The sequence below is a fragment of the Pseudomonas sp. LBUM1666 genome (assembly GCF_059695775.1).
In genome coordinates, this window is sequence record NZ_CP166789.1 from 894,218 (window position 1) to 920,789 (window position 26,572).

Here is a 26,572-nt window from a genome sequence, read left to right on the forward strand (position 1 = left end):
AGCTATGATGCGGTTTCAGCCGCAACTTTCGAGAAAGACGTTCACCATGGAAAACCCGATCGACGCACCACGCCTCCCTCGCAAGCGCCGCAGCCTCGCTCAGGAACTGGTGACGGTGCTGTCTGAGCAGATCCGCGACGGTCACCTCAAGCGTGGCGACAAGTTGCCCACCGAGTCGGCGATCATGGATGCCCATGGCGTCAGCCGCACCGTGGTGCGCGAAGCGATTTCCCGTTTGCAGGCGGCAGGGCAAGTGGAAACCCGCCACGGCATCGGCACCTTCGTGCTCGATACCCCGAGCCCGAGTGGCTTCCGTATCGACCCGGCGACCGTGGTCACGCTGCGAGATGTACTGGCGATTCTGGAACTGCGCATCAGCCTCGAAGTGGAATCCGCCGGCCTCGCCGCGCAACGCCGCAGCCCCGAGCAGCTGGCGTTGATGCGCGCGGCGCTGGACGCGTTGAATGAAAGTGTTTCCCATGCCAGCGATGCCGTGGCGTCCGACTTCCAGTTCCACCTGCAAATCGCCCTGGCGACCGGCAACCGCTATTTCACCGACATCATGACCCACCTGGGCACCAGCATCATTCCGCGTACGCGCCTCAATTCCGCGCGCCTGGCCCATGACGACCAACAGCACTACATGAATCGTCTGAGCCGTGAGCACGAAGAGATTTACGATGCGATTGCGCGCCAGGATTCGGATGCGGCGCGGGCGGCGATGCGGTTGCATCTGACGAATAGCCGGGAGCGGCTGCGCCATGCGCATGAAGAGGCGGAGGCGCAGCGCGGCTAGGGGTAAGGATTTTCTACCTCGACCGTTTTGTAATCGACATACTCAACGGTGTTGTTCAGCAACACCTTGAATATCTTCAGTTTGATTTTCCAGTACTGACCGGGCAGTGTTTCAAACTCGACGATGTTGTCCACGCTCACATTCAGGTCAAAATCTGATGGCAGCTCTAGAGCTGCATTTTTTGTTTTGGCCGGAAAGTTAAACCGGTGGATTGTGCTCATGAAGTATTCGCCTATGCAGTGATTGACTGCCCGATTAAGCCTCGGAGGCAGAGGGTTCGAAACTGTAAGAAATACCAGTTTCGATGAACGGTCAGTGTCAGTCTGCACCTTCCGCTGTGATGTAGAACGTTCCCACGCAGAGCGTGAGAACGATCAGGTGCGGGGAATCAGCCAGTCCTGAGAATAGAACGATCCACCCTCACGGCCCACTCAGAAGCCCCAGCCTTGGCATCGAATGCCACATGCCCATGCTCATCAACCACCGCCCGAGCAATCGGCACTCCTTTGGCCAACAACTCCAACGGCGCGCCCTTCAGCGATTGCCCCGAAGCCAATTCCAGTTTCAATTTGATAGTCATCATCGATCTCCTTATCAGGCAATGTTGCCAGTGGGTTTGTAATCCTTGAGCAGCAAATAAGTGCTCCAGCCCCACCAGTCATCGACGGTGGCATTGTCGTTCAGGTTGTTGACGTCCTTGCGCCGCAGCACCTTGTTGCCCTCGATCCTGAACAGCGGCGAGAAGTTGGTCGCCAGGTTCAGTACCGCTTGCAGATCAGGCATCTTTTTCAAGGCGCCGAATTGGCCGGGTGACGGGGCGATGCCACTTAGATAAGCCGCGAACACTTCATCCGCAGACACCTGAACCGCTTGATTCACTTGCGCGAGATTGGCGCTGGAGAGGGCGTCGAAGTAACGTTTGTCCCCATACGCGCGCCATTGATCGCCGGTGCCGTTGCGCACATTGAGGCCGAACTTGCTGTCTTCGTCGTGCATGAAGCGCGTGATCAACGAACCCAGATCGCTGGGCGTGACCACCGCTGCCAATTGTTTGCGCGGCACTCGCAGGTGGCCGGCGGAAAACAGGTCAGTCAGGTAATGATCGGCAAAAGCGTTCATCGCATAGGCCAGCTCCAGCTGCTTCTCATCGCCGCTGGTGTGGGCCAGCACGGCTTGTTGCACTGCTGCGGTGTGCCCGGCGATATAGGCCAGCAGCGCCCATTCGGCGAAGTGATCGGCATTGTTGGCGGCCAGTTTCAGGTAGCGGCCGAATGGAAACAGCGCCGAGACGACACTGCCGCCGCCGGTGATCCTGTTCCACTCTTCCGATAACGTATCACCGAGGGCGTCATAAGCCTCGTGAGGTTGTTTACCGTCCTTGATCGCCTGCTTGATCGCCTGCTTGATCGCGGCGATTTCCTTTTGCATCACGCCGAGAATCAACTTGGCCTCAGCGTTAGAAGCAGGCAGCACGGCCAGCGAGTTGAAGGCATTGGTAAAACGCTGGATTCGGTCTGCGGCTGTCGCGCCTTCGCTGATCGGTTGATCGGGAACTCCATAGAAATCACCCCCCAGCGCAACGACCTGGCCGTAGGTCAGTGCCAGCCCATTGGGTAAATGCAGCTCTACCTGTGAGGCCGGGATAGCGGGCGCATCCTTGACGAAACGCAGCAGCGTGCTGTCGCCGATGGCGGTGTGTTCGCCACCCTCGAACCTCAGCTGTGGCCTGCCTTTCAGGGCCTTGCCGGAGGCAGTGGGCAGAGGCGTGGGAAGGGGAGTCGTAGAGCTGTGATGATCAGCAATCTGCAAGACCACGTGCAGGTTATCCCCGATGAGGGGGATGCCATGCTCGGTAAAAAGATCATCCAGTTCGGCAATGACCTGTTTCGGTTTTTCCTTCGGTTGTGCGTGTAGACCTGACATTTCTATCTCCTTGATATGTCGTCGGTACGATCAAAATAACTGTATGCATATACAGCTGCCTGAATCATAGATGAGAAATTTCCTACGTCAAGAAAATACCTTTCCGATCCAAATTCTGCGGTTGGCGATGAAATGCAGTTGACGGCTATTATTTAAGTTGTACGATGACATACAACTTCGGCGCAGGCTGAACGGTTTTCTCACATACGTTGCTACCAGGGTGTTCGAATAATGAATCCACAAGAACTGAAGTCCATCCTCTCTTCCGGTCTGCTGTCTTTCCCGGTTACCGATTTCAATGCTCAGGGCGACTTCCATCGCGCGGGCTACATCAAGCGTCTCGAATGGCTGGCCCCATACGGCGCCTCGGCATTGTTCGCCGCGGGCGGCACCGGTGAGTTCTTCTCTCTGGCGGCCAGCGAATATTCGGAAATCATCAAGACTGCCGTCGACACTTGCGAAACCAGCGTGCCAATTCTGGCCGGCGTTGGTGGTTCGACTCGTCAAGCCATCGAATACGCACAGGAAGCCGAGCGTCTGGGCGCCAAAGGCTTGTTGCTGCTGCCGCACTACCTGACCGAAGCCAGCCAGGACGGCGTTGCCGCCCACGTTGAAGCCGTGTGCAAATCGGTGAAAATCGGCGTGGTGGTTTACAACCGCAACGTCTGCCGCCTGACCGCGCCGCTGCTGGAACGTCTGGCCGAGCGCTGCCCGAACCTGATCGGCTACAAGGATGGCCTGGGCGATATCGAGTTGATGGTGTCGATCCGTCGCCGCCTCGGTGATCGCTTCAGCTACCTGGGTGGTTTGCCGACCGCCGAAGTCTACGCCGCTGCTTACAAGGCCCTGGGCGTACCGGTTTACTCCTCGGCGGTGTTCAACTTCATCCCGAAAACCGCGATGGATTTCTACCACGCCATTGCCCGCGAAGATCACGCCACCGTTGGCAAGATCATCGACGACTTCTTCCTGCCGTACCTGGACATCCGTAACCGCAAAGCCGGTTACGCGGTGAGCATCGTCAAGGCCGGGGCAAAAATTGTCGGCTATGACGCAGGTCCTGTACGTGCGCCGCTGACCGATCTGACGGGCGAAGAGTACGAAATGCTCGCCGCGCTGATCGACAAGCAAGGTGCGCAGTAACAACCCTATTAAACAAGGCCGCTGAGTGATCAGCGGCTTTTTGCGTGAGGAGAACATCTCGTGGCAGATGCAAAGCGTTTCGATAACTACATCGGTGGCCAATGGGTTGCCGGCGCCGACTACTCCACCAACATCAACCCGTCGGAGTTGACCGATACCATCGGCGAATACGCCAAGGCCGATCTGGCCCAGGTTCACGCCGCCATCGACGCTGCTCGCGCCGCGTTCCCGGCCTGGTCCGCGTCGGGCATCCAGGCTCGCCACGATTCGCTGGATAAAGTCGGCACTGAAATCCTCGCTCGCCGTGAAGAACTCGGCACCTTGCTGGCCCGGGAAGAGGGCAAGACCCTGCCCGAAGCCATCGGCGAAGTGACCCGCGCCGGTAACATCTTCAAGTTCTTCGCCGGTGAATGCCTGCGCCTGTCCGGCGACTACCTGCCGTCCGTGCGTCCGGGTGTGAACGTTGAAGTGACTCGCGAAGCGCTGGGCGTGGTCGGTCTGATCACACCATGGAACTTCCCGATCGCGATCCCCGCGTGGAAAATCGCCCCGGCCCTGGCCTATGGCAACTGCGTCGTGCTGAAACCGGCCGATCTGGTGCCGGGTTGCGCCTGGGCGCTGGCCGAAATCATCTCCCGCGCAGGTTTCCCCGCCGGCGTGTTCAACCTGGTAATGGGCAGCGGTCGAGTGGTTGGCGATGCGCTGGTTCAGAGCCCGAAAGTCGACGGCATCAGCTTCACCGGTTCCGTGGGCGTCGGTCGCCAGATCGCCGTTAACTGTGTGTCGCGTCAGGCCAAGGTTCAGCTGGAAATGGGCGGCAAGAACCCGCAGATCATTCTCGACGACGCCGACCTCAAGCAAGCGGTCGAGCTGTCAGTACAGAGCGCGTTCTACTCCACCGGCCAGCGTTGCACTGCCTCGAGCCGCTTCATCGTCACTGCCGGGATTCACGACAAGTTCGTCGAAGCCGTGGCTGAGCGCATGAAGTCGATCAAGGTCGGTCATGCGTTGAAAACCGGCACCGACATTGGCCCTGTCGTCTCGCAAGCGCAGCTTGAACAGGACATGAAGTACATCGACATTGGTCAGTCCGAAGGTGCACGTCTGGTCAGCGGCGGCGGTCTGGTGACCTGCGATACCGAAGGCTACTACCTTGCGCCAACCCTGTTTGCCGACAGCGAAGCTGCGATGCGTATCAGCCGCGAAGAGATCTTCGGCCCGGTGGCCAACGTGGTTCGCGTCGCGGATTACGAGGCCGCGCTGGCCATGGCCAACGACACCGAATTCGGTCTGTCGGCGGGCATCGCCACCACGTCGTTGAAGTACGCCAACCACTTCAAACGCCACTCCCAGGCCGGGATGGTGATGGTCAACCTGCCAACTGCCGGCGTGGATTACCACGTGCCGTTTGGTGGGCGTAAAGGTTCATCCTATGGGTCCCGCGAGCAAGGTCGCTACGCGCAAGAGTTCTACACGGTCGTGAAAACGTCCTACATAGGATCGTAACCCGCTGCACCGCGGTATCGGCATCGATACCGCAACCCCTGCTGGACTGTAGGAGCTGTCGAGTGAAACGAGGCTGCGATCTTTGTTTTTAAGATAAAAAGATCGCAGCCTCGTTTCACTCGACAGCTCCTACAGCCCTACAGGGGGCACACCAAGCTTCACCCGCGCATAAAAATAATCAGTGGGAGTACATCTACATGCAAGCGACCAAGCCGACCCACGTCCGCTATTTGATTTTGCTCATGCTTTTTCTGGTGACCACGATCAACTATGCCGACCGGGCTACCATCGCCATCGCGGGCTCCAGCCTGCAAAAAGACCTCGGCATCGACGCGGTCACCCTCGGTTACATCTTCTCTGCATTCGGTTGGGCCTACGTGGCCGGGCAAATTCCCGGTGGCTGGCTGCTGGACCGTTTCGGCTCGAAAAAAATCTACGCGCTCAGCATTTTCACCTGGTCGCTGTTCACCGTGCTGCAGGGTTATGTCGGTGAGTTCGGCATGTCCACGGCGGTGGTTGCATTGTTCATGCTGCGCTTCCTGGTGGGCCTGGCCGAAGCGCCATCCTTCCCCGGTAACGCGCGCATCGTTGCGGCCTGGTTTCCGACCGCTGAACGCGGTACGGCGTCTGCGATTTTCAACTCGGCGCAATACTTCGCCACCGTGTTGTTTGCGCCGCTGATGGGCTGGATCGTCTACAGCTTCGGCTGGCAGCACGTGTTCATCGTCATGGGCGTGATCGGCATCATCTTCTCGGGGATCTGGCTGAAGGTGATCTACAGCCCGCGCCAGCATCCGATGATCAACGACGCCGAGTTCAAGCACATCGCCGACAACGGCGGCATGGTCGACATGGACCAGGACAAAGGCAAAGGCACCAAGGTTGACGGCCCGAAGTGGGACTACATTCGCCAGTTGCTGACCAACCGCATGATGCTTGGCGTGTATCTGGGCCAGTACTGCATCAACGGCATCACCTACTTCTTCCTGACCTGGTTCCCGGTGTACCTGGTGCAAGAGCGCGGCATGACCATCCTCAAGGCCGGTTTCATTGCCTCGTTGCCGGCGATCTGCGGCTTCATTGGCGGCGTGCTCGGCGGGGTGATTTCCGACTACCTGCTGCGCAAAGGCCATTCCCTGACCTTCGCCCGCAAGGCGCCGATCATTGCTGGCTTGCTGGTCTCCAGCAGCATCGTGGCCTGCAACTACGTTGACGTTGAATGGATGGTCGTCGGCTTCATGGCCCTGGCATTCTTCGGCAAAGGCGTGGGTGCGCTGGGTTGGGCCGTGGTGTCTGACACCTCGCCCAAACAGATCGCCGGTCTCAGCGGTGGCTTGTTCAACACCTTCGGCAACATCGCTTCGATCACGACTCCGATTGTCATCGGTTACATCATCAGCTCCACCGGCTCGTTCAAATGGGCGCTGGTGTTTGTCGGTTGCAACGCACTGGTCGCAGTGTTCAGTTACCTGGTGATCGTCGGTCCGATCAAGCGTGTGGTGCTCAAAGAGCCGCCCGTCAGCGGTCCTGAAACCAATAACAAATTGTCTCAAGCGCATTCCTGAGGAGCGGCGTCATGCAGTTGATTGAACATTCCGACTCGCCGCGCTACATCCGCCTGCACGAGCGGGACAACGTAGTAATTGTGGTCAATGACCAAGGCGTGCCGGCCGGCACCGAGTTTCCGGACGGGCTGGTCACCGTGGACTTCGTGCCACAGAGCCACAAGGTCACCCTGGAAGACATTCCCGAGGGCGGCCAGGTGATTCGTTACGGCCAGACCATCGGCTACGCGTTGCAGCCGATTCCGCGTGGTAGCTGGGTCAAGGAAGATCAACTGCGCATGCCCACCGCGCCACCACTGGACAGCTTGCCGCTGTCCACCGAAGTGCCGGCGGCGCAGGCACCGCTGGAAGGCTTCACATTCGAGGGCTATCGCAACGCCGACGGCACCGTCGGCACGCGCAACATTCTGGGGATTACCACGACTGTTCAGTGCGTCACCGGCGTGCTGGACCATGCGGTCAAGCGCATCAAGGATGAATTGCTGCCGCTATATCCGAATGTCGATGACGTGGTGGCGTTGACCCACAGTTACGGCTGTGGCGTGGCGATTACCGCGACTGACGCGTACATCCCGATCCGTACCGTGCGCAACCTGGCGCGCAACCCGAACCTGGGTGGCGAGGCGCTGGTGATCAGCCTGGGCTGCGAGAAATTGCAGGCCGGGCAGGTGATGCACGAGAACGACAGCTCGGTGGATTTGAGTGATCCGTGGTTGTACCGCTTGCAGGATTCGAGTCACGGTTTCACCGAGATGATCGAGCAGATCATGGCGTTGGCCGAAACCCGTTTGAAGAAGCTCAATCAGCGTCGCCGGGAAACCGTGCCGGCGTCTGAGCTGATTCTGGGCATGCAGTGCGGCGGCAGCGATGCGTTTTCCGGCATCACCGCCAACCCGGCGCTGGGCTATGCCTCGGACCTTTTATTGCGCGCGGGGGCGACGGTGATGTTTTCCGAAGTCACCGAAGTGCGCGATGCGATTTATTTGCTGACTTCACGTGCGGAAACTGAGGAAGTCGCTCAGGAACTGGTGCGCGAGATGGACTGGTACGACCGTTACCTGGCCAAGGGCGAAGCGGATCGCAGCGCCAACACCACGCCGGGCAACAAGAAAGGCGGGTTGTCGAACATTGTCGAGAAGTCGTTGGGCTCGATCGTCAAATCAGGCAGCAGCGCGATCAACGGGGTGCTGGGCCCTGGCGAGCGCTTCAAGCGCAAAGGGCTGATCTTCTGTGCGACCCCTGCCAGTGATTTTGTCTGCGGGACGTTGCAATTGGCGGCGGGGATGAACCTGCACGTGTTCACTACCGGGCGTGGCACGCCTTACGGGTTGGCCATGGCGCCGGTGGTGAAGGTGTCGACCCGGACCGAGCTGGCGCAGCGTTGGCCGGATTTGATCGACATCGATGCCGGACGGATTGCGACCGGGCGGGCCTCGATTGAGGACCTTGGCTGGGAGTTGTTTCACTACTATCTGGATGTGGCCAGCGGCAAGAAGCAGACCTGGGCTGAGAAGCACAAGCTGCATAACGACATTACGTTGTTTAACCCGGCGCCGATTACTTGAGTTAGGTGTTGGATTCAAAGTCCACCCCTCACCCCAACCCTCTCCCCAGAGGGGAGAGGGGGAAAGGGAGCAAATCTCCATGCTTTTCAAGTCCTGAGTTCGGCTCGGACTTTCAGGTCGATGTAACTTGAACAATCACCTCGGTCAGTCCCCTCTACCCCTTGGGGCGGTCCGACGTTTCGGGAGGGTTAGGGTGAGGGGTGTTTTTCCCAGACGCCCACATCAATGCGGCTTTAGCGCCATGGGTGGCTTATCATTAGCCCCCTAACGACGCTCACCCAAGGTTACCCCCGGCATGCTGGCTATCTTCCTCGAAACCCTGAACATCACCGCGCCGGTGTTTGCCATGCTGTTTCTGGGTGTGCTGCTCAAGCGCATCGACTGGATCAACGACAACTTCATCCACACTGCGTCGGCCCTGGTGTTCAACGTCACCATGCCAGCGTTGTTGTTTCTGGGCATCCTGCATGCCGACCTGCACGCCGCGTTGCAACCGGCACTGCTGATCTATTTCTCGCTGGCGACGCTGGTGTGTTTCGCCATCGCCTGGGGCTGGGCGATCTGGAAGTGCCCGCGGGAAGACCGGGGGATTTACACCCAAGGCGCCTTTCGCGGCAACAACGGGGTGATCGGCCTGGCGCTGGCAGCGAGCATGTACGGCGACTACGGGATTTCCCTCGGGGCGATTCTCGCGGCGTTGGTGATCCTGTTCTACAACACGCTCTCGACCATTGTGCTGGCGGTGTACAGCCCGGTGATCAAGTCCGACCCCTGGAGCATCTGCAAAAGCGTGATGGTCAATCCGCTGATCATCAGCGTGTTTGCCGCGGCGCCGTTTGCCTACTTCAAGATCAGCTTGCCGGGATGGCTGGAGACGTCCGGTCAATACCTGGCGCAAACCACCTTGCCGTTGGCGCTGATCTGCATTGGCGGCACGCTGTCGCTGGCGGCACTGCGCAAAAGCGGCAACATGGCGTTGAGCTCAAGCCTGGTGAAGATGATCGGCCTGCCGGTGCTGGCGACGCTGGGTGCGTGGCTCTGGGGCTTTCGTGGTGCGGAGTTGGGGATTCTGTTCCTGTACTTCGGCAGCCCGACCGCCGCGGCCAGTTTTGTCATGGCCCGTCAGGCCAATGGCAATCATGAACTGGCGGCAGCGATCATCGTGATCACCACGTTGATGGCGGCGGTCACCACCAACCTCGGGATCTTCCTGTTGCAGTGGGGCGGGTGGATCTAGTCGAAGGTTTTGTGCTGTTCTTCAGGGCCTCATCGCGAGCAAGCTCGCTCCCACATTTGGAATGCATTCCCCTGTGGGAGCGAGCTTGCTCGCGATGGCGGCGGAACAGACACCACAACTGTTGAATAATTATTCCGGCTTCTGATAGCTATCAATCACTTCTTGTGCCGCCCGAAACGCATCGATGGCCGCCGGGACACCGGCATACACCGCGCAATGCAGCAGCGCTTCGCGAATCTCTTCCACGGTGCAGCCATTGTTCAGCGCGCCACGCACGTGACCTTTCAATTCCTGCGGGCACTTCAACGCGGTCAGCGCGGCGAGGGTGATCAGGCTGCGGGTTTTCAATGGCAAACCTTCGCGGTTCCAGACGCCGCCCCAGGCGTGCTCGTTGACGAAATCCTGCAGCGGTTGCGTGAACTCGGTGGCATTGCCCAGCGCGCGGTCGACGAAGGCGTCGCCCATCACTTGGCGGCGGACTTCAACCCCAGGCTTTTTATCATCGGTCATGGCAATTCCTTATTGTGGTGTTGGCGGCGCCAGGCGCGCAGCGACGTGAACAGCAAAAACGCCACCAGAGCCGGCAGGGCAAAAAACAGCATCAGGTGTTCAAGCTTACCGGCCAGCGGCATGCCGGTGGTGAACGACACCACATGCAGACCGTAAGCCAGATACAAACCCAAAAACATCAGACCTTCGGCGCGGGTCACCCGGTAACCGGAATAGAACACCGGCAGACACAACACCGCGACGCCGAGCATCACCGGCAAGTCGAAGTCCAGGGCGTTGGGTGATACCGACAGCGGCGATGGCGCGATCAACGCGGTGACGCCCAGCACGCCCAAGAGGTTGAACAGGTTGCTGCCGATCACGTTGCCCACGGCGATGTCGCGTTGACCGCGCAAGGCGGCGATCAATGAGGTGGCCAGTTCCGGCAGGGAGGTGCTGACGGCGACGATGGTCAGACCGATGATCCGCTCCGACAACCCCAGATCGGTCGCGACCGAAACCGCAGCGCCCAACAGCAAGTGCCCGGCGTAGACCAGCATCGCCAATCCCGCGACGATCATCAGCAGACTGCTGAACCATGGCGCTTGCGGGACTTCGTGGGTCGTCGATTGCGGGCGGGTCGAGTGCCGCGACTGGCGCAGCAGCAGGCCCAGATACAGCGCCATCGCCGCGAGCAGCATCACGCCATCGGCGCGGGTCAGTTCTTCGTTCCACGCCAATACGAACACCAGCAGGCTGGCGCCGATCATCAGCGGGATATCCAGGCGCACCAGTTGCCGTGAAACCCGCAGTGGGATGATCAGCGCCGAGAGCCCGAGTGTGACGAGGATGTTGAAGATGCTACTGCCGATCACGCTGCCGACGGCGATGTCGGCGTTCTGCGCCAGGGTCGCTTGCAGGCTGACCGCCATCTGCGGTGCGCTGCTGCCGAGGGCGACGATGGTCAGGCCGATAATCAGCGGTCGTACATGCAGGCGCGCGGCGAGGCGCACGGCGGCGCGCACCATCAGCTCGGCGCCGGCGATCAGCAACAGCAAGCCGCTGAGCAATTCAATCACGCTGATCAGGGGTAAATCGGCAAGTCCGAAAATGGTCAGCGCTCCGTCTATCAGTCGTCGAGGGCTTGCACGCGAACCTTCGCGGTGCCACTGCGCAGCATGCCCAACTGTTCGGCCGCTTCACGTGACACATCGATCAGGCGCCCACGAGAGTACGGCCCGCGGTCGTTGATGCGCACTACGCAGGACCTGTCGTTATTCAGGTTGGTAATCTTCACCCGGGTGCCGAACGGCAACTGGCGATGGGCGGCGGTCAGGGAATTCTTGTTGAAACGCTCGCCACTGGCGGTGCGTTTGCCATGGTGTTTAGCGCCGTAGTACGAGGCAACGCCGGTCTTGTCGTAGCCGTGTGGATCGATGGCATCGGTGCTGGCGCAACCGACCAGCAGAGAGAGCAGGGCACAGGTACTGAGGAAGCGTTTCATTCGAAGGTTTCCACATACAAATGTGGGAGCGAGCTTGCTCGCGATAGCGGCTCGGCATTCAACACTGAGTTGACTGTCCGGACGCTATCGCGAGCAAGCTCGCTCCCACAGGGATCAGAGCCAGTTTTGAGTGCTGGCTCCATTCTCATCAGCCTTCGAGCTTGCTTTTCAGCAGTTCGTTAACCTGTTGCGGGTTGGCCTTGCCTTTGGAGGCTTTCATGGCCTGGCCGACGAAGAAGCCGAACATCTTGCCGCGTTTGGCTTCGTCTGCCGCGCGGTATTGTTCAACCTGCTCGGCGTTGGCCGCGAGCATCTCGTCCAGCACTGCAGAGATGGCGCCCGTGTCGGTTACTTGCTTCAAGCCGCGCTTGTCGATGATCTCGTCCGCGCTGCCTTCGCCGTTGGCCATGGCTTCAAACACGACCTTGGCGATTTTGCCGGAGATGGTGTTGTCGGTGATGCGCAGCAGCATGCCGCCCAGTTGCTCGGCGGAAACCGGCGACTGATCGATGTCCAGGCCCTGTTTGTTCAACAGGCTGCCCAATTCAACCATCACCCAGTTGGCCGCCAGCTTGGCGTCGCCGCCGATGCTCACGACTTTCTCGAAGTAATCGGCTTGCTCGCGGCTGGTGGCCAGGACGCTGGCGTCGTAGACCGACAGACCGAACTGCGCCTGGAAGCGTTCGCGTTTCTGCGGTGGCAATTCCGGCAGGGTGGCGCGCACGTCGTCGAGGAACGAGTTCTCGATGACCACCGGCAGCAAGTCCGGATCGGGGAAGTAACGGTAGTCGTTGGCTTCCTCTTTGCTGCGCATCGGACGGGTTTCGTCCTTGTTCGGATCGTACAGACGGGTCTGCTGGATCACCCTGCCGCCGTCTTCGATCAGTTCGATCTGACGCTGCACTTCGGTGTTGATCGCCTTCTCGATGAAGCGGAACGAGTTGACGTTCTTGATCTCGCAGCGCGTGCCGAATTCAACCTGGCCTTTCGGACGGATCGACACGTTGCAGTCGCAACGCAGCGAACCTTCGGCCATGTTGCCGTCGCAAATGCCCAGGTAGCGGACCAGCGCGTGGACAGCCTTGACGTAAGCCACGGCTTCCTTGGCGCTGCGCATGTCCGGCTCGGAAACGATTTCCAGCAGCGGTGTGCCGGCACGGTTCAGGTCGATGCCGGTGGCGCCGCTGAATTCTTCGTGCAGACTTTTACCGGCGTCTTCTTCCAGGTGCGCGCGGGTGATGCCGACGCGCTTGACCGTGCCGTCTTCCAGCGCGATGTCCAAGTGGCCTTTGCCAACGATCGGCAATTCCATCTGGCTGATCTGGTAGCCCTTCGGCAGGTCCGGGTAGAAATAGTTTTTACGGGCGAACACGTTGTGCTGGCCGATCTCGGCATCAATTGCCAGACCGAACATCACCGCCATGCGCACCGCTTCCTGGTTCAGCACCGGCAATACGCCGGGCATACCGAGGTCAACCAGGCTGGCCTGGGTGTTCGGCTCGGAACCGAATGTGGTGGAGCTACCGGAAAAGATTTTCGACCGAGTGGTGAGCTGGGTATGAATCTCCAGCCCGATCACGACTTCCCATTGCATGTGTTTCTCCTCAGAAGCCGGTTGGGGTGCGGGTGTGCCAGTCAGTGTTCAACTGATACTGGTGGGCAACGTTCAACAGGCGACCTTCCTGGAAATACGGGGCGAGCAATTGCACGCCGACCGGCAGGCCGTCGACAAAACCGGCCGGCATCGACAAGCCCGGCAGACCGGCGAGGTTGGCGGTGATGGTGTAGACGTCTTCCAGGTACGCAGCAACCGGGTCGCTGCTCTTGGCGCCAAGCTTCCAGGCCGGGTTTGGCGTGGTTGGGCCGAGGATGATGTCGACCTCATTGAAGGCCGCCATGAAGTCGTTCTTCACCAAACGGCGAATCTTCTGCGCCTTCAGGTAGTAGGCGTCGTAGTAGCCGGCTGACAGCGCGTAGGCGCCGACCATGATCCGGCGCTGCACTTCCGGGCCGAAACCTTCGCCACGGGAGCGCTTGTACAGGTCTTCGAGGTTCTTTGGATCTGCGCAGCGATGGCCGAAACGCACGCCGTCGAAACGCGACAGGTTGGAAGAGGCTTCTGCCGGAGCGATCACGTAGTACGCAGGGATCGCGTGTTGCATGTTCGGCAGGCTGATTTCCTTGATCACGGCACCGAGCTTTTCCAGCTCCTTGATGCTGTTGTGGATCAGCTCGGCAATGCGCGGGTCGAGACCGGCGCTGAAATATTCCTTCGGCACACCGATGCGCAGGCCTTTCAGCGAATCGTTGAGGCTGGCGCTGTAATCCGGCACGGGCTCGTCGATGCTGGTGGAGTCTTGCGGGTCGAAACCGGCCATGCCTTGCAGCAGGATCGCGCAGTCTTCGGCGGTGCGGGCCAGAGGGCCGCCCTGATCGAGGCTGGAGGCGTAGGCGATCATGCCCCAGCGTGAAACGCGACCGTACGTCGGTTTCAGACCGGTCAGGTTGGTAAACGCGGCCGGCTGGCGGATCGAGCCGCCGGTGTCGGTCGCCGTGGCGGCCGGCAACAGACGAGCGGCAACGGCCGCGGCCGAACCACCGGACGAACCGCCGGGCACGTGTTCCAGGTTCCACGGGTTTTTCACTGCGCCGTAGTAGCTCGACTCGTTGGCGGAACCCATGGCGAATTCGTCCATGTTGGTCTTGCCCAGCGTCACGGCACCAGCGGCGGCCAGCTTGGCAACGACCGTGGCGTCGTACGGCGCTTTAAAGTTGTCGAGCATCTTCGAGCCGCAGCTGGTGCGGATGCCTTGGGTGCAGAACAGGTCTTTGTGGGCGATCGGCGCACCGAGCAGGGCGCCGCTCTCACCATTGGCGCGGCGTGCGTCAGCGGCTTTCGCCTGCTGGAGCGCCAGGTCTTCGGTGAGGCTGATGAAACTGTTGAGCTGTGGATCGAGCTGGGCGATGCGCGCCAGCAAGACTTTGGTCAGCTCTTCGGAGGAAAACTTTTTATCGGCGAGTCCGCGGGCGATCTCGGCCAGAGTCAATTGATGCATTGCAGGCTCTTTCCCTTTAGTCGATGACTTTCGGAACCAGGTACAGGCCGTTTTCGACCGCTGGTGCGATGGACTGATAGGCCTCGCGATGATTGGTCTCGGTCACGACGTCTGCACGCAGGCGCTGGCTGGCTTCCAGTGGGTGGGCGAGCGGCTCGATACCGTCGGTATTGACCGCCTGCATTTCGTCGACCAGCCCCAGAATGCTGTTCAGGGCCGAAGTGATGTGTGGAAGATCGGCATCATTAAGGCCAAGACAGGCCAGATGAGCGATTTTTTCCACGTCGGAGCGTTCAAGCGTCATGGGATTCTCCAGTGGAAGGAAAACAGAACGGATGCTATCCGTGTGTTAGATTGTCGGAACACTACCGCATTTCTACGGTCATAAGGCCGCGATTGTGGGGGTTGGTGCACAGAAAAGCGGCCAATTTAACATATTGGCGCCTTGCCCAAAATCCCTGTCGTTGTTAGAGTTTGCCGCACTTTTTTACCCACGCGTTGCCTAGGGTCCTTTCCCCATGTTCAAGAAACTGCGTGGCATGTTTTCCAGCGATCTTTCCATTGACCTGGGCACTGCCAACACCCTTATTTACGTGCGCGAGCGCGGTATCGTCCTGAATGAGCCCTCGGTTGTGGCTATTCGGACACACGGTAACCAGAAAAGTGTCGTTGCTGTCGGCACCGAGGCCAAGCGCATGCTCGGCCGTACGCCGGGCAACATTGCTGCCATTCGTCCGATGAAGGATGGCGTGATCGCCGACTTCAGCGTTTGCGAAAAGATGCTGCAGTACTTTATCAACAAGGTTCACGAAAACAGCTTCCTGCAGCCTAGCCCTCGTGTGTTGATCTGCGTTCCGTGCAAATCCACCCAGGTTGAGCGTCGTGCCATCCGTGAATCGGCCCTCGGTGCCGGTGCCCGTGAAGTATTCCTGATCGAAGAGCCAATGGCTGCTGCGATCGGTGCCGGCCTGCCGGTTGAAGAAGCTCGCGGCTCGATGGTTGTCGATATCGGTGGTGGTACCACTGAAATCGCACTGATCTCCCTGAACGGTGTGGTTTACGCTGAATCCGTACGGGTTGGCGGCGACCGCTTCGACGAAGCGATCATCACTTACGTGCGTCGCAACTACGGCAGCCTGATCGGCGAATCCACTGCCGAGCGCATCAAGCAGGAAATCGGTACTGCCTACCCGGGTGGCGAAGTTCGCGAAGTCGACGTTCGCGGCCGTAACCTGGCCGAAGGCGTTCCACGCGCATTCACCCTGAACTCCAATGAAGTGCTGGAAGCTCTGCAAGAGTCTCTGGCAACCATCGTTCAGGCTGTGAAAAGTGCGCTGGAGCAATCGCCTCCGGAACTGGCTTCCGACATCGCCGAGCGTGGTCTGGTACTGACCGGTGGTGGTGCCTTGCTGCGTGACCTCGACAAGTTGCTGGCCCAGGAAACCGGTCTGCCGGTAATCGTTGCCGAAGACCCTCTGACCTGTGTTGCTCGCGGCGGTGGCCGTGCGTTGGAAATGATGGATAAACACACCATGGACCTGCTGTCGAGCGAGTGATCTCGCCCTACGCATCTATGCTGTTGAGCGCGCAGGCAGCACTTTGCAGTGCTGCCTGTTGGCGTTTATCTTCTGTCAGTCTGCATCCAGGCCGGTTTGATGCCGTATGAATAAAGAGAACATTTGCCTGGGAGGAGCGGCTTATTAAACCGCTTTTCACCAAAGGGCCTTCACTGGGCGTGCGCTTGTTGGTGCTGGTCGTGCTATCGGTCGCGCTGATGGTGGTCGATGCCCGCTTCACACTGCTCAAGCCAGTGCGTAGCCAAATGTCGCTGGTGCTGATGCAGTCTTACTGGATCACCGACCTGCCGCAGCGGCTATGGCAGGGTGTGGCCAGCCAATTTGGCAGCCGTACCGAACTCGTCGCCGAAAACGAAAAACTCAAAACCGAAAACCTGTTGTTGCAGGGCCGCATGCAAAAGCTTGCCGCCCTCACCGAGCAGAACGTTCGGCTGCGCGAGTTGCTCAACTCCTCCGCGCTGGTCAACGAGAAGGTCGAAGTGGCCGAGCTGATCGGCATGGACCCGAACCCCTTCACCCACCGCATCATCATCAATAAAGGTGAGCGCGACGGTGTTGTCCTCGGTCAGCCGGTGCTCGATGCCCGCGGCCTGATGGGCCAGGTGGTCGAGTTGATGCCGTACACCTCTCGTGTGCTGTTGCTGACCGACACCACTCACAGCATTCCGGTGCAGGTGAACCGCAACGGTCTGCGGGCGATTGCCAGCGGCACCGGCAATCCGGAACGCCTGGAGCTGCGTCATGTGGCCGATACCGCCGACATTAAAGAAGGCGATCTGCTGGTCAGCTCGGGTCTGGGGCAGCGGTTCCCGGCGGGTTACCCAGTGGCGACGGTCAAGGAAGTGATTCACGATTCCGGTCAACCGTTCGCTATTGTGCGCGCCGTGCCAACCGCCGCCTTGAACCGCAGCCGTTACCTGTTGCTGGTGTTCACCGACGGCCGCACAGCCGAAGAGCGCGCCAACGAAGCTGCCCAGGCTCAAGAAGCCTTGGACCAGCACGGCGGTGGACCGATCATTCCAGCGACAGTACCGAAACCTGCCATCGTCCCGGCTGCTGTTGCCGCGCCCGTGACTCCGGTTGCACCGGCGACTGCCCCTGCTGCCACAACCCCGCCCAAACCTGTGGCAACTCATCCCGCTCCTGCGAAACCTGCCGCCAGCAAGCCGCCCGCGACGCAACCTGCGGCCGCTAAACCGCCGGCCACGCCACCCGCTGCCGTGAAGCCGGCAGCCAAACCGCCTGTCTCTGCGCCGGCTACCACTGGGGGACGAGAATAATGGTTGGTGCTACTGCCTCCCGAAATGACTGGATGGTCTGGCTGACATTCGCCATAGGCATGCTGCTCAGCGTTTCGCCGCTGCCACAATTCATGGAAATCCTCCGTCCGCTGTGGCTGGCCCTGTTGCTGGCGTTCTGGGCGTTGGCCATGCCGCAGAAAGTCGGGATGGTCACCGCGTGGTGCCTGGGCCTGGCCGAAGACGTGCTTTATGGCACGCTGCTGGGCCAGAACGCATTGATCCTGACGCTGATCACGTACCTGGTGCTGGCGCTGCAACAACGCCTGCGCATGTTCCCGATGTGGCAACAGAGCCTGGTGATCCTGGTGATCTTCGGCCTCGCGCAGCTTGTTCAACTATGGCTCAGCGCCCTGACCGGCAATCGTCAGCCGACGCTGGCGCTGGTCTTGCCGGCACTGGTCAGCGCATTGCTCTGGCCATGGGTCAGCTACGGTTTGCGCGGTTTGCGTCGACGCTACAAAATCAATTAATTCGGTCAGGCATTTGCCCGCACCTCGACAAGGGAGATGTCTTGATGAAATTGTTGTACCTCGCCTCAGGCTCGCCGCGTCGGCGTGAACTGCTCACGCAGATCGGCGTGCCGTTCTCCGCCATCAGCGCGGACATCGATGAAACCCCTTTTGAAGATGAATCCCCGTCGGCCTATGTCGAGCGCCTGGCGCGTGGCAAAGCCGAGGCTGGGCGCGGGACTGTCGTGTCCGACGCAGATTTTTGCGTGCTGGGCGCCGATACCGCCGTGGTGCTGGACGGAAAAATTCTTGGCAAGCCGGTTGATGAAGCCGAGGCATGCGCCATGCTTATGATGTTGTCCGGGTGTGAACATGAAGTCCTGACGGCGATTGCGGTGCGAGAGGGTGAGCGTTGCGAGTCTCGGGTCGTGCGCAGTCTGGTGCGTTTTCGCAACATCAGTCGCGATGAAGCGATAGCCTACTGGGCCAGCGGCGAACCGCAGGACAAGGCCGGCGGCTACGGCATTCAAGGGCTCGGCGCGGTGTTCGTCGCCGGGCTCAATGGCAGTTACTCGGCGGTGGTCGGGTTACCGCTGTGCGAAACCGCTGAGCTGCTTGGCCATTTCGGCATACCCTGTTGGCAAACCCTTAACGCGCGTTGAGCGTCGTACTGACAAGATGCGGCCATTATCGTGAACATGCCTGAACGAGACCCTGCCATGAGTGAAGAGATCCTGATCAACATCACGCCGATGGAATCGCGCGTGGCGGTGGTTGAAAACGGTGTCCTGCAAGAGGTCCACGTCGAGCGTACGCAAAAGCGCGGGATCGTCGGCAACATCTATAAAGGCAAAGTCGTGCGGGTATTGCCGGGCATGCAAGCGGCATTCGTCGACATTGGTCTGGACCGCGCGGCGTTCATTCACGCCTCGGAAATTTCCCTGCGCGAAGGCCCGGCGGTCGAGAGCATCAGCGCTCTGGTTCACGAGGGGCAGAGCCTGGTGGTGCAAGTCACCAAGGATCCGATCGGTTCAAAAGGCGCACGCCTGACGACTCAGTTGTCGATTCCATCGCGTTATCTGGTGTACATGCCGCGCACCGCGCACGTTGGCATTTCGTTGAAGATCGAAGACGAAGCCGAGCGCGAACGTCTCAAACAAGTGGTCACCGATTGCGTGGCCAAAGAAGGCATCCAGGAGGCCGGTGGCTTCATCCTGCGTACCGCTGCCGAAGGTGCCGGTGCCGATGAAATCCTCATGGACATCCGCTACCTGCGCCGGCTTTGGGATCAAATCAACGAACAGATCAAAACCATCAGCGCGCCGAGTGTGATCTACGAAGACCTCGGCCTGGCGCTGCGCACCTTGCGTGATCTGGTGAGTCCGAAGATCGAGAAGATCCGCATCGACTCCCGGGAAACCTTCCAGAAAACCACACAGTTCGTCGCCGAGCTGATGCCAGAAATCGCCGATCGTCTGGAGCATTACCCGGGCGAACGGCCGATCTTCGACCTGTACGGCGTCGAAGACGAAATCCAGAAGGCCCTGGAGCGCAAAGTCCCGCTGAAGTCTGGCGGTTATCTGGTGGTCGATCCGGCGGAAGCCATGAGCACCATCGACGTCAACACCGGGGCGTTCGTCGGTCATCGCAACCTCGAAGAAACCATTTTCAAGACCAACCTCGAAGCCGCGACCGCCATCGCTCGTCAGCTGCGCCTGCGCAATCTGGGCGGGATCATCATCATCGACTTCATCGACATGGAAGATGAAGAACACCAGCGTCAGGTGCTGCGCACTCTCGAGAAGCAACTGGAGCGCGATCACGCCAAGACCAACATCATCGGCATCACCGAGTTGGGCCTGGTGCAGATGACTCGCAAGCGCACCCGTGAAAGTCTCGAACAAGTGTTGTGCGAACCGTGCAGCAGCTGCCAGGGCCGCGGCAAGCTCAAGACGCCGGAAACCGTTTGCTACGAGATTTTCCGCGAAATCCTCCGAGAAGCTCGCGCCTATCAGGCGGAAGGCTATCGTGTATTGGCAAACCAGAAAGTGGTCGACCGTTTGCTCGATGAAGAATCGGGCAATGTCGCCGAGCTCGAAGGTTTTATCGGACGCACCATCCGGTTCCAGGTGGAAACCATGTATTCCCAGGAACAATACGACGTGGTGCTGCTCTGAATCGCTGTATTTCAACCCTGTTAGAACGGCTGGCCTCAGCTTTTTGCAGCATTTTTGCCATGGGAGCCAACTGACATGGAACGTCTGACACGCATTTTGGCCGCACTGACCCGCTGGGGTCTGGGGCTGTGTGCGTTGGTGTTGGTGTTGTTGGCGTTATACGTCAGCCTCGGCCGAGAGCTGACCCCGCTGGTGGCCGAGTACCGTACCGAAGTCGAAGCCAAAGCCAGTGCTGCCTTGGGCATGCCGCTGAATATCGGCGAACTGGAAGGTAACTGGAGCGGCTTTGCTCCGATTATGCTGGCTCACGACGTGATGGTCGGCGAGGGCGCCAATGCCCTGCGTCTGGATCAGGTGCGCGCGGTACCGGATCTTTGGGCCAGTCTGATGGCTCGTGAAGTGCGCATCGCTCACCTGGAACTCAGCGGCCTGAAGATCAGCCTCAAGGAAAGCGAGGACGGTCATTGGGCGCTGGAAGGCTTGCCGGTGCAGCAGGATCAGCCGCTGGATCCTGAGCAATTGCTCAATCGCATGCAGATGGTTCAGCAACTGTCGGTACTCGATAGCCAGGTCACTTTGCAGCCACTGCAAGAGCAGCCGCTGACCCTGACTTACGTCGGGCTGAATCTGAAAACCGGCGTCTCCCGCCAGCGACTCGACGCCCGTTTGACCCTGCCCGACGGACAACCGGTGGCCATCAGTCTGCGTACCCGTCTGCGCGCCAGCGAATGGAAAGACGGCGAGGCCGAAGCTTATTTGAGCCTGCCGCAAAGCGACTGGTCGAAATGGTTGCCTGAGCGCTTGACCCAACAATGGAATTTCTCCGAGTTCAAGGCCGGCGGCGAGCTTTGGGTGAACTGGAACAAGGGCGCCCTGCAGAGTGCGGCGATTCGCTTGAACGCGCCGCAACTCAAGGGCGCGTACGGCGAGCGCAAGCCGATCCAGATCAACAATCTGGCGCTCAATGGCTATTTTCAGCGCAGCTCCGAAGGCATGCTGGTAACCCTGGATTCGCTGGCCATGAACCTTGGCGAGACCCGTTGGGAATCGCATCTGCAACTCAAACAAAACGCGGCGACCGACAAGACTGAAGAGCTTTGGCATCTGCAAGCCGACCGCCTCGATCTCACCCCGATCACCCCGATACTGAATGCCTTGGGGCCGCTGCCCGAAGGCATTGCCACCGCCGTCGAGCGACTCAAAGTGACCGGCGGCCTGCGCAACGTGCTGATCGACTTCCGGCCTAATGCCACCGACGACAGCAAGTTCAGCTTTGCCGCCAACCTGGACCGGGTCGGCTTCGATGCCTATCGCGGCGCTCCGGCGGCACGAAATGTCAGTGGCAGCATCAGCGGTGATCTGGGCGGTGGTGAGCTGCGCATGGACAGCAAGGATTTTTCCCTGCACCTGGACCCGATCTTCGCCAAGCCATGGCAGTACATTCAGGCCAATGCCCGACTGACCTGGAAACTCGATAAAGAAGCCTTCACCTTGATCGCGCCGTACCTGAAGGTGCTGGGCGAAGAAGGCAAGATTGCTGGCGACTTTCTGATCCGCCTGCATTTCGACCACACCCAGGAAGACTACATGGACCTGCGGGTCGGTCTGGTGGACGGCGACGGGCGTTACACCGCCAAGTACTTGCCGACAATGCTCAGCCCTGGGCTGGACGAATGGCTGCGTACGGCAATTCTCAAAGGTGCGGTGGACGAAGGCTTCTTCCAGTACCAGGGTTCGCTGAACCACGGTGCCGCCGAGACTGCCCGCAGCATCAGCCTGTTCTTCAAGGTTCACGATGCCGAACTGGCCTTCCAGCCAGGCTGGCCACATGTCAGCAAAGTCACGGGTGACGTGTTTGTTGAAGACAGTGGTGTGCGGATCCTGGCCAGCAAGGGGCAGTTGCTCAATACCCAGGTCAGCGACATTTACGTCAATATTCCTCATGTGCCATCGGGGCAAAACGTCCATCTGTTCCTCGACGGTGGATTCGCTGGCGGGTTGGGTGATGGCCTGAAAATTCTCCAGGAAGCGCCGATCGGCACCGCAGCCACCTTTGCCGGTTGGGAAGGCGAGGGCGATTTGCGGGGCAAACTGAAACTGGACATTCCATTGGTCAAAGGCGAGCAGCCGAAGATCCTCGTCGACTTCAAGACCGCCAAGGCCCGTCTGAAACTGGCCGAGCCAACCCTGGAGCTGACTCAGCTCAAGGGCGATTTCCGTTTCGACAGCGCCAAGGGTTTGAGCGGGCAAAACATCACCGCGCGCGCCTTTGATAAACCGGTTACCGCACAGATTTTCGCCGATGGCAGTCCCGGCAACCTCAAGACTCGCGTCGCCGCCTCGGGCCAGGTCGAGGTCAAGAAACTGACTGACTGGCTGAGTGTTACGCAGTCGTTGCCAGTGTCCGGTGTGATCCCTTATCAGCTGCAACTGAACCTTGATGGGGCCGACAGTCAATTGATGGTCAGCTCCAACCTCAAGGGCGTAGCAATCGATTTGCCGGCGCCGTTCGGCATGGCGCCCGACGTCGGCCGCGACACCACGTTCCGCATGACCCTGCAGGGAGCGGAGCGGCGCTACTGGGTCAACTACGGTGAGCTGGCGAACTTCACGTTTGCGGCACCGCCCGGCAATTTTGCCGACGGTCGTGGCGAGTTGTTCCTGGGTGGCGGTAATGCCGTGCTACCCGGCGCCAAAGGCCTGCGGGTGCGCGGTGTGCTGTCGGAACTGGACGTTGGCCCTTGGAAGGACCTGGTAGACAAATACGCCGGACAGGATCCGGGCGGCAACGCCAAACAGTTGCTCAGCAGCGCGGATTTCAAGATTGGCAAGCTCAGCGGTGTTGGCACTACGCTCGATCAGGCTTCCGTACAGTTGAATCGCAAACCTGCCGCGTGGGCCTTGCAACTCGACAGTCAGCAGGTCAAGGGCAGCGCCAGCATCCCCGATGCGAAAGCCGCGCCGGTTGCGATCAATCTGCAATACGTGCGTTTGCCGGCGCCAGACCCGACGGTCCTGGCCGACGAAAACTCGCCAGATCCGCTGGCCTCGGTGGATCCGACGAAGATCCCGGCACTGGATATCACCATCAATCAGCTGTTCCAGGGCAAGGACCTCGTCGGGGCCTGGTATCTGAAAGTCCGTCCGACCGCCAAGGGCATTGCGTTTAATACGCTGGATCTGGGCCTCAAGGGCATCCTCCTGCAGGGCAGCGGCGGTTGGGAAGGCGTGCCCGGTTCCAGCAGCAGTTGGTACAAGGGCCGGATCAGCGGCAAGAATCTTGCCGATGTACTGAAGGGCTGGGGCTTTGCTCCGAGTGTCACCAGCGAAGATTTTCATATGGATGTCGATGGTCGCTGGCCCGGTTCGCCGGCCTGGCTGGCCACCAAGCGTTTCTCTGGAACCCTCGATGCTTCGCTGAATAAAGGCCAGTTCGTTGAAGTTGAGGGCAGCGCCCAGGCGTTGCGCGTGTTTGGCTTGCTGAACTTCAACTCCATCGGCCGCCGGCTGCGTCTGGACTTCTCCGACCTGTTCGGCAAAGGCTTGAGTTACGACCGGGTCAAAGGCCTGCTGGTCGCGACCAACGGCGTATACGTGACGCGTGAGCCGATCCTGTTGACCGGTCCGTCGAGCAACATCGAACTCAACGGGACGCTAGACCTGGTGGGCGATAAGGTCGATGCCAAGTTGCTGGTGACGTTGCCTGTGACCAATAACCTGCCGATTGCCGCGCTGATCGTCGGTGCACCGGCTATCGGTGGCGCGCTGTTCCTGATCGATAAGCTGATCGGTGACCGTGTGGCGCGTTTCGCCAGCGTCCAATACACCGTCAAGGGACCGTGGAAAGAGCCGAAAATTACCTTCGACAAGCCTTTTTGACAAACTTTTTGAAAACGCACTCCCCAAGCCTATGGAGTAGCATGGCGGCCTGCCCTTATAAAAAGCGATGAAGGAGCGCGCCATGTCTGTAGCGGTGATTCAAATGGTCAGCCAGAGTGATGTGCTGGCCAATCTGGCCCAGGCCCGTCGGCTGCTCGAGCAAGCGGCGACCAGTGGTGCGCAGCTTGCCGTACTGCCGGAAAACTTCGCCGCCATGGGCCGTCGCGACACTGCCGACATCGGTCGCGCCGAGGCATTGGGCGAAGGCCCGATCCTGCCATGGTTGAAACAGACCGCCCGCGACCTCAAGTTATGGATAGTGGCCGGTACATTGCCGTTGCCGCCGGTGGATCAACCGACGGCCAAAGTGCATGCCTGCTCGCTGCTGGTGGATGACCACGGCGAAACCGTTGCACGGTATGACAAGTTGCACCTTTTCGACGTCGATGTGGCGGACAATCGCGGGCGTTATCGCGAATCCGATGACTATGCTTATGGCAGTGGGGTAGTCGTGGCGGACACGCCCGTCGGTCGAGTCGGGCTGACGGTGTGTTACGACCTGCGCTTCCCGGAGTTGTACAGCGAATTACGCGCTGCCGGGGCGGAGTTGATTACCGCGCCGTCGGCCTTTACCGCGGTGACCGGCGCGGCGCATTGGGAGGTATTGATTCGCGCGCGGGCCATCGAAACTCAATGTTATGTGCTCGCGGCTGCCCAGGGTGGGACGCATCCGGGGCCGCGGGAAACCTTTGGCCATGCCGCGATTATCGACCCGTGGGGACGTGTGCTGGCGCAACAGGATCAAGGCGAGGCCGTGCTGCTGGCCGAACGCGATAGCAGCGAACAGGCGTCCATCAGGGCGCGGATGCCGGTGTCCAGTCACCGGCGCTTTTTCTCGCAGGGCGCCCGGCGACCTGCCTCAGAACGATGAATTTAAGGCGTAAAGCATATGAGCGAGTTGTTGTCCTCAGTCAGTGAACATCTCCTGGCGCCCGGCGGCGTAACAATCGAGAGCCTGCAAGGTGTCCTCGGCGATCTGGCCGGCCCGGGCATTGATGCTGCCGACCTGTATTTCCAGGGGCAGATTTCCGAGTCCTGGGCGCTGGAAGACGGGATCGTCAAGGAAGGCAGCTTCAATCTCGACCAAGGTGTCGGCGTGCGAGCGCAATCGGGTGAGAAAACCGGTTTTGCCTACAGCAATGCCATTACTCTCGAAGCCCTCGGTGCCGCAGCCCGTGCGGCGCGTTCGATCTCCCGCGCCGGTCAGAACGGCACGGTGCAAGCCTTCACGACTCAGGATGTCGCCCAGTTGTACGGGCCGGACAACCCGCTGGAAGTGATGACCCGTGCCGAGAAGGTCGAATTGCTCAAGCGTATCGACGTCGCGACTCGCGCCCTCGACCCGCGTATCCAGCAAGTCACCGTGAGCATGGCTGGCGTCTGGGAGCGAATCCTCGTGGCTTCCACCGACGGCGGTCTGGCCGCCGATGTACGGCCGTTGGTGCGCTTCAACGTCAGCGTGATCGTCGAGCAGAACGGTCGCCGTGAGCGCGGCGGTCATGGTGGTGGCGGTCGTACCGATTACCGTTATTTCCTCAGCGATGACCGCGCCATGAGCTATGCCCGTGAAGCGCTGCGTCAGGCGTTGGTGAATCTGGAAGCCATTCCTGCGCCGGCCGGTACGTTGCCGGTGGTACTGGGTTCGGGCTGGTCCGGCGTATTGCTGCACGAAGCGGTCGGCCACGGTCTGGAAGGCGACTTCAACCGCAAGGGCAGTTCGGCCTACAGCGGGCGCATGGGCGAGATGGTTGCGTCCAAGCTTTGCACCATCGTTGATGACGGCACGCTAGCCGGGCGTCGCGGTTCCCTGAGCGTCGATGATGAAGGCACCCCGACCGAGTGCACGACACTGATCGAAAACGGCGTACTCAAAGGCTATATGCAGGACAAGCTCAACGCCCGTCTGATGGGCGTGGCCCGTACCGGTAACGGTCGCCGTGAATCCTACGCGCACCTGCCGATGCCGCGCATGACCAACACCTACATGCTGGCGGGCGAAAGCGACCCTGCAGAAATCATCGCCTCGGTGAAGCGCGGCATCTACTGCGCCAACCTCGGCGGCGGTCAGGTGGACATCACCAGCGGCAAATTCGTGTTCTCCACCAGCGAGGCGTACCTGATCGAAGACGGTAAGATTACGGCCCCGGTCAAAGGCGCGACGTTGATCGGCAACGGGCCGGAAGCCATGAGCAAAGTGTCGATGGTCGGTAACGACCTGGCGCTGGACAGCGGCGTGGGGACGTGTGGCAAGGATGGGCAGTCGGTGCCGGTGGGTGTCGGCCAGCCAACGCTGAAAATCGATGCGATCACTGTGGGTGGCACAGGATCTTGAGGGATGGAGCTTC

Annotated in this window: 23 protein-coding genes; 14 read left to right on the forward strand and 9 right to left on the reverse strand. The window is 60.0% G+C overall.

The window, feature by feature from the left end; genetic code table 11:
• Positions 1–46: 46 nt before the first annotated feature.
• Positions 47–796 carry a FadR/GntR family transcriptional regulator gene (locus ACA056_RS03895; protein ID WP_046045828.1) on the forward strand — a complete coding sequence of 250 codons (750 nt, stop codon included), beginning with the start codon at positions 47–49 and terminating at the stop codon, positions 794–796.
• Here the strand turns inward: ACA056_RS03895 and ACA056_RS03900 are convergent.
• From ACA056_RS03900 to ACA056_RS03910, 3 genes are all read right to left on the reverse strand, one after another.
• A complete protein-coding gene (locus tag ACA056_RS03900; protein ID WP_497270629.1) occupies positions 793–1,017 on the reverse strand; it encodes a hypothetical protein in 225 nt (74 codons plus the stop codon). The two genes, ACA056_RS03895 and ACA056_RS03900, sit on opposite strands and share 4 nt — an antisense overlap.
• 167 nt (positions 1,018–1,184) lie before the next feature.
• Positions 1,185–1,376, reverse strand: coding sequence for a hypothetical protein (locus ACA056_RS03905; protein WP_056742915.1), 192 nt, complete (start codon positions 1,374–1,376; stop codon positions 1,185–1,187).
• A gap of 14 nt (positions 1,377–1,390) precedes the next feature.
• Positions 1,391–2,719: a phospholipase gene (locus ACA056_RS03910; protein ID WP_497270631.1), complete on the reverse strand. Its 1,329-nt coding sequence runs from the start codon at positions 2,717–2,719 to the stop codon at positions 1,391–1,393.
• 231 nt (positions 2,720–2,950) lie between these two features.
• On the opposite strand from ACA056_RS03910, the gene kdgD reads away from it, so the two are divergent.
• The 5 genes from kdgD (at position 2,951) to ACA056_RS03935 (ending at position 9,735) form a co-directional block, all read left to right on the forward strand.
• Entirely contained in the window at positions 2,951–3,862 is a 912-nt protein-coding gene (gene kdgD, locus ACA056_RS03915) for a 5-dehydro-4-deoxyglucarate dehydratase (protein WP_046045831.1), read from the forward strand.
• 60 nt (positions 3,863–3,922) lie between these two features.
• The gene (locus ACA056_RS03920) at positions 3,923–5,368 is read left to right on the forward strand and encodes an aldehyde dehydrogenase family protein (protein WP_497270633.1); all 1,446 of its coding nucleotides are present in this window, start codon (positions 3,923–3,925) and stop codon (positions 5,366–5,368) included.
• A gap of 197 nt (positions 5,369–5,565) precedes the next feature.
• Complete coding sequence (locus ACA056_RS03925; RefSeq protein ID WP_497270635.1) at positions 5,566–6,933, forward strand: MFS transporter; 1,368 nt, start codon at positions 5,566–5,568, stop codon at positions 6,931–6,933.
• Positions 6,934–6,944: 11 nt separating this feature from the next.
• On the forward strand, positions 6,945–8,498 hold the full coding sequence (gene garD, locus ACA056_RS03930) for a galactarate dehydratase (RefSeq protein WP_497270637.1): 1,554 nt from the start codon (positions 6,945–6,947) through the stop codon (positions 8,496–8,498).
• 295 nt (positions 8,499–8,793) lie between these two features.
• Positions 8,794–9,735 carry an AEC family transporter gene (locus tag ACA056_RS03935; RefSeq protein WP_497270639.1) on the forward strand — a complete coding sequence of 314 codons (942 nt, stop codon included), beginning with the start codon at positions 8,794–8,796 and terminating at the stop codon, positions 9,733–9,735.
• Between the two features lie 129 nt (positions 9,736–9,864).
• On the opposite strand, the gene ACA056_RS03940 is transcribed toward ACA056_RS03935, so the two are convergent.
• From ACA056_RS03940 to gatC, 6 genes are all read right to left on the reverse strand, one after another.
• Positions 9,865–10,245: a carboxymuconolactone decarboxylase family protein gene (locus tag ACA056_RS03940; protein ID WP_134096699.1), complete on the reverse strand. Its 381-nt coding sequence runs from the start codon at positions 10,243–10,245 to the stop codon at positions 9,865–9,867.
• A complete protein-coding gene (locus ACA056_RS03945) occupies positions 10,242–11,303 on the reverse strand; it encodes a calcium/sodium antiporter (protein ID WP_497270642.1) in 1,062 nt (353 codons plus the stop codon). Before ACA056_RS03945 ends, ACA056_RS03940 begins: the two co-directional genes overlap by 4 nt.
• 50 nt (positions 11,304–11,353) lie before the next feature.
• The gene (locus ACA056_RS03950) at positions 11,354–11,728 is read right to left on the reverse strand and encodes a septal ring lytic transglycosylase RlpA family protein (protein ID WP_497270644.1); all 375 of its coding nucleotides are present in this window, start codon (positions 11,726–11,728) and stop codon (positions 11,354–11,356) included.
• Positions 11,729–11,876: 148 nt separating this feature from the next.
• Complete coding sequence (gatB, locus tag ACA056_RS03955) at positions 11,877–13,322, reverse strand: Asp-tRNA(Asn)/Glu-tRNA(Gln) amidotransferase subunit GatB (protein ID WP_033058030.1); 1,446 nt, start codon at positions 13,320–13,322, stop codon at positions 11,877–11,879.
• A gap of 10 nt (positions 13,323–13,332) precedes the next feature.
• Positions 13,333–14,784, reverse strand: coding sequence for an Asp-tRNA(Asn)/Glu-tRNA(Gln) amidotransferase subunit GatA (gene gatA / locus ACA056_RS03960; RefSeq protein WP_497270646.1), 1,452 nt, complete (start codon positions 14,782–14,784; stop codon positions 13,333–13,335).
• A gap of 16 nt (positions 14,785–14,800) precedes the next feature.
• Positions 14,801–15,088 (reverse strand): Asp-tRNA(Asn)/Glu-tRNA(Gln) amidotransferase subunit GatC, encoded by a 288-nt coding sequence (gene gatC, locus ACA056_RS03965; RefSeq protein ID WP_008026876.1) that lies wholly within the window; start codon positions 15,086–15,088, stop codon positions 14,801–14,803.
• Between the two features lie 214 nt (positions 15,089–15,302).
• On the opposite strand from gatC, the gene mreB reads away from it, so the two are divergent.
• The 8 genes from mreB to tldD all read left to right on the forward strand — a co-directional run bounded on the left by mreB (position 15,303) and on the right by tldD (position 26,559).
• A complete protein-coding gene (gene mreB, locus ACA056_RS03970) occupies positions 15,303–16,340 on the forward strand; it encodes a rod shape-determining protein MreB (RefSeq protein WP_002555108.1) in 1,038 nt (345 codons plus the stop codon).
• 143 nt (positions 16,341–16,483) lie between these two features.
• The gene (gene mreC, locus ACA056_RS03975) at positions 16,484–17,641 is read left to right on the forward strand and encodes a rod shape-determining protein MreC (RefSeq protein WP_497273488.1); all 1,158 of its coding nucleotides are present in this window, start codon (positions 16,484–16,486) and stop codon (positions 17,639–17,641) included.
• Positions 17,641–18,132, forward strand: a complete 492-nt coding sequence (mreD, locus tag ACA056_RS03980; protein WP_497270649.1) for a rod shape-determining protein MreD — start codon at positions 17,641–17,643, stop codon at positions 18,130–18,132. The genes mreC and mreD overlap by 1 nt, the downstream gene beginning before the upstream one ends.
• Positions 18,133–18,176: 44 nt before the next feature.
• Entirely contained in the window at positions 18,177–18,773 is a 597-nt protein-coding gene (locus tag ACA056_RS03985; protein ID WP_497270651.1) for a Maf family protein, read from the forward strand.
• 57 nt (positions 18,774–18,830) lie between these two features.
• Complete coding sequence (rng, locus tag ACA056_RS03990) at positions 18,831–20,288, forward strand: ribonuclease G (RefSeq protein WP_033058026.1); 1,458 nt, start codon at positions 18,831–18,833, stop codon at positions 20,286–20,288.
• Positions 20,289–20,363: 75 nt separating this feature from the next.
• The gene (locus ACA056_RS03995) at positions 20,364–24,167 is read left to right on the forward strand and encodes a YhdP family protein (RefSeq protein ID WP_497270653.1); all 3,804 of its coding nucleotides are present in this window, start codon (positions 20,364–20,366) and stop codon (positions 24,165–24,167) included.
• 82 nt (positions 24,168–24,249) lie between these two features.
• Positions 24,250–25,098, forward strand: a complete 849-nt coding sequence (locus tag ACA056_RS04000; protein ID WP_497270655.1) for a carbon-nitrogen hydrolase family protein — start codon at positions 24,250–24,252, stop codon at positions 25,096–25,098.
• 18 nt (positions 25,099–25,116) lie between these two features.
• The gene (gene tldD, locus ACA056_RS04005; RefSeq protein ID WP_008148876.1) at positions 25,117–26,559 is read left to right on the forward strand and encodes a metalloprotease TldD; all 1,443 of its coding nucleotides are present in this window, start codon (positions 25,117–25,119) and stop codon (positions 26,557–26,559) included.
• The last annotated feature ends 13 nt before the right edge of the window (positions 26,560–26,572 follow it).

Bases quoted from the DNA above. Each gene is read 5' to 3' on its own strand.
- ACA056_RS03895 (WP_046045828.1), top strand. From the start codon at position 47: ATGGAAAACCCGATCGACGCACCACGCCTCCCTCGCAAGCGCCGCAGC.
- ACA056_RS03900 (WP_497270629.1), bottom strand. From the start codon at position 1,017: ATGAGCACAATCCACCGGTTTAACTTTCCGGCCAAAACAAAAAATGCA.
- ACA056_RS03905 (WP_056742915.1), bottom strand. From the start codon at position 1,376: ATGACTATCAAATTGAAACTGGAATTGGCTTCGGGGCAATCGCTGAAG.
- ACA056_RS03910 (WP_497270631.1), bottom strand. From the start codon at position 2,719: ATGTCAGGTCTACACGCACAACCGAAGGAAAAACCGAAACAGGTCATT.
- kdgD (WP_046045831.1), top strand. From the start codon at position 2,951: ATGAATCCACAAGAACTGAAGTCCATCCTCTCTTCCGGTCTGCTGTCT.
- ACA056_RS03925 (WP_497270635.1), top strand. From the start codon at position 5,566: ATGCAAGCGACCAAGCCGACCCACGTCCGCTATTTGATTTTGCTCATG.
- garD (WP_497270637.1), top strand. From the start codon at position 6,945: ATGCAGTTGATTGAACATTCCGACTCGCCGCGCTACATCCGCCTGCAC.
- ACA056_RS03935 (WP_497270639.1), top strand. From the start codon at position 8,794: ATGCTGGCTATCTTCCTCGAAACCCTGAACATCACCGCGCCGGTGTTT.
- ACA056_RS03940 (WP_134096699.1), bottom strand. From the start codon at position 10,245: ATGACCGATGATAAAAAGCCTGGGGTTGAAGTCCGCCGCCAAGTGATG.
- ACA056_RS03950 (WP_497270644.1), bottom strand. From the start codon at position 11,728: ATGAAACGCTTCCTCAGTACCTGTGCCCTGCTCTCTCTGCTGGTCGGT.
- gatB (WP_033058030.1), bottom strand. From the start codon at position 13,322: ATGCAATGGGAAGTCGTGATCGGGCTGGAGATTCATACCCAGCTCACC.
- gatA (WP_497270646.1), bottom strand. From the start codon at position 14,784: ATGCATCAATTGACTCTGGCCGAGATCGCCCGCGGACTCGCCGATAAA.
- gatC (WP_008026876.1), bottom strand. From the start codon at position 15,088: ATGACGCTTGAACGCTCCGACGTGGAAAAAATCGCTCATCTGGCCTGT.
- mreB (WP_002555108.1), top strand. From the start codon at position 15,303: ATGTTCAAGAAACTGCGTGGCATGTTTTCCAGCGATCTTTCCATTGAC.
- mreD (WP_497270649.1), top strand. From the start codon at position 17,641: ATGGTTGGTGCTACTGCCTCCCGAAATGACTGGATGGTCTGGCTGACA.
- ACA056_RS03985 (WP_497270651.1), top strand. From the start codon at position 18,177: ATGAAATTGTTGTACCTCGCCTCAGGCTCGCCGCGTCGGCGTGAACTG.
- rng (WP_033058026.1), top strand. From the start codon at position 18,831: ATGAGTGAAGAGATCCTGATCAACATCACGCCGATGGAATCGCGCGTG.
- ACA056_RS03995 (WP_497270653.1), top strand. From the start codon at position 20,364: ATGGAACGTCTGACACGCATTTTGGCCGCACTGACCCGCTGGGGTCTG.
- ACA056_RS04000 (WP_497270655.1), top strand. From the start codon at position 24,250: ATGTCTGTAGCGGTGATTCAAATGGTCAGCCAGAGTGATGTGCTGGCC.
- tldD (WP_008148876.1), top strand. From the start codon at position 25,117: ATGAGCGAGTTGTTGTCCTCAGTCAGTGAACATCTCCTGGCGCCCGGC.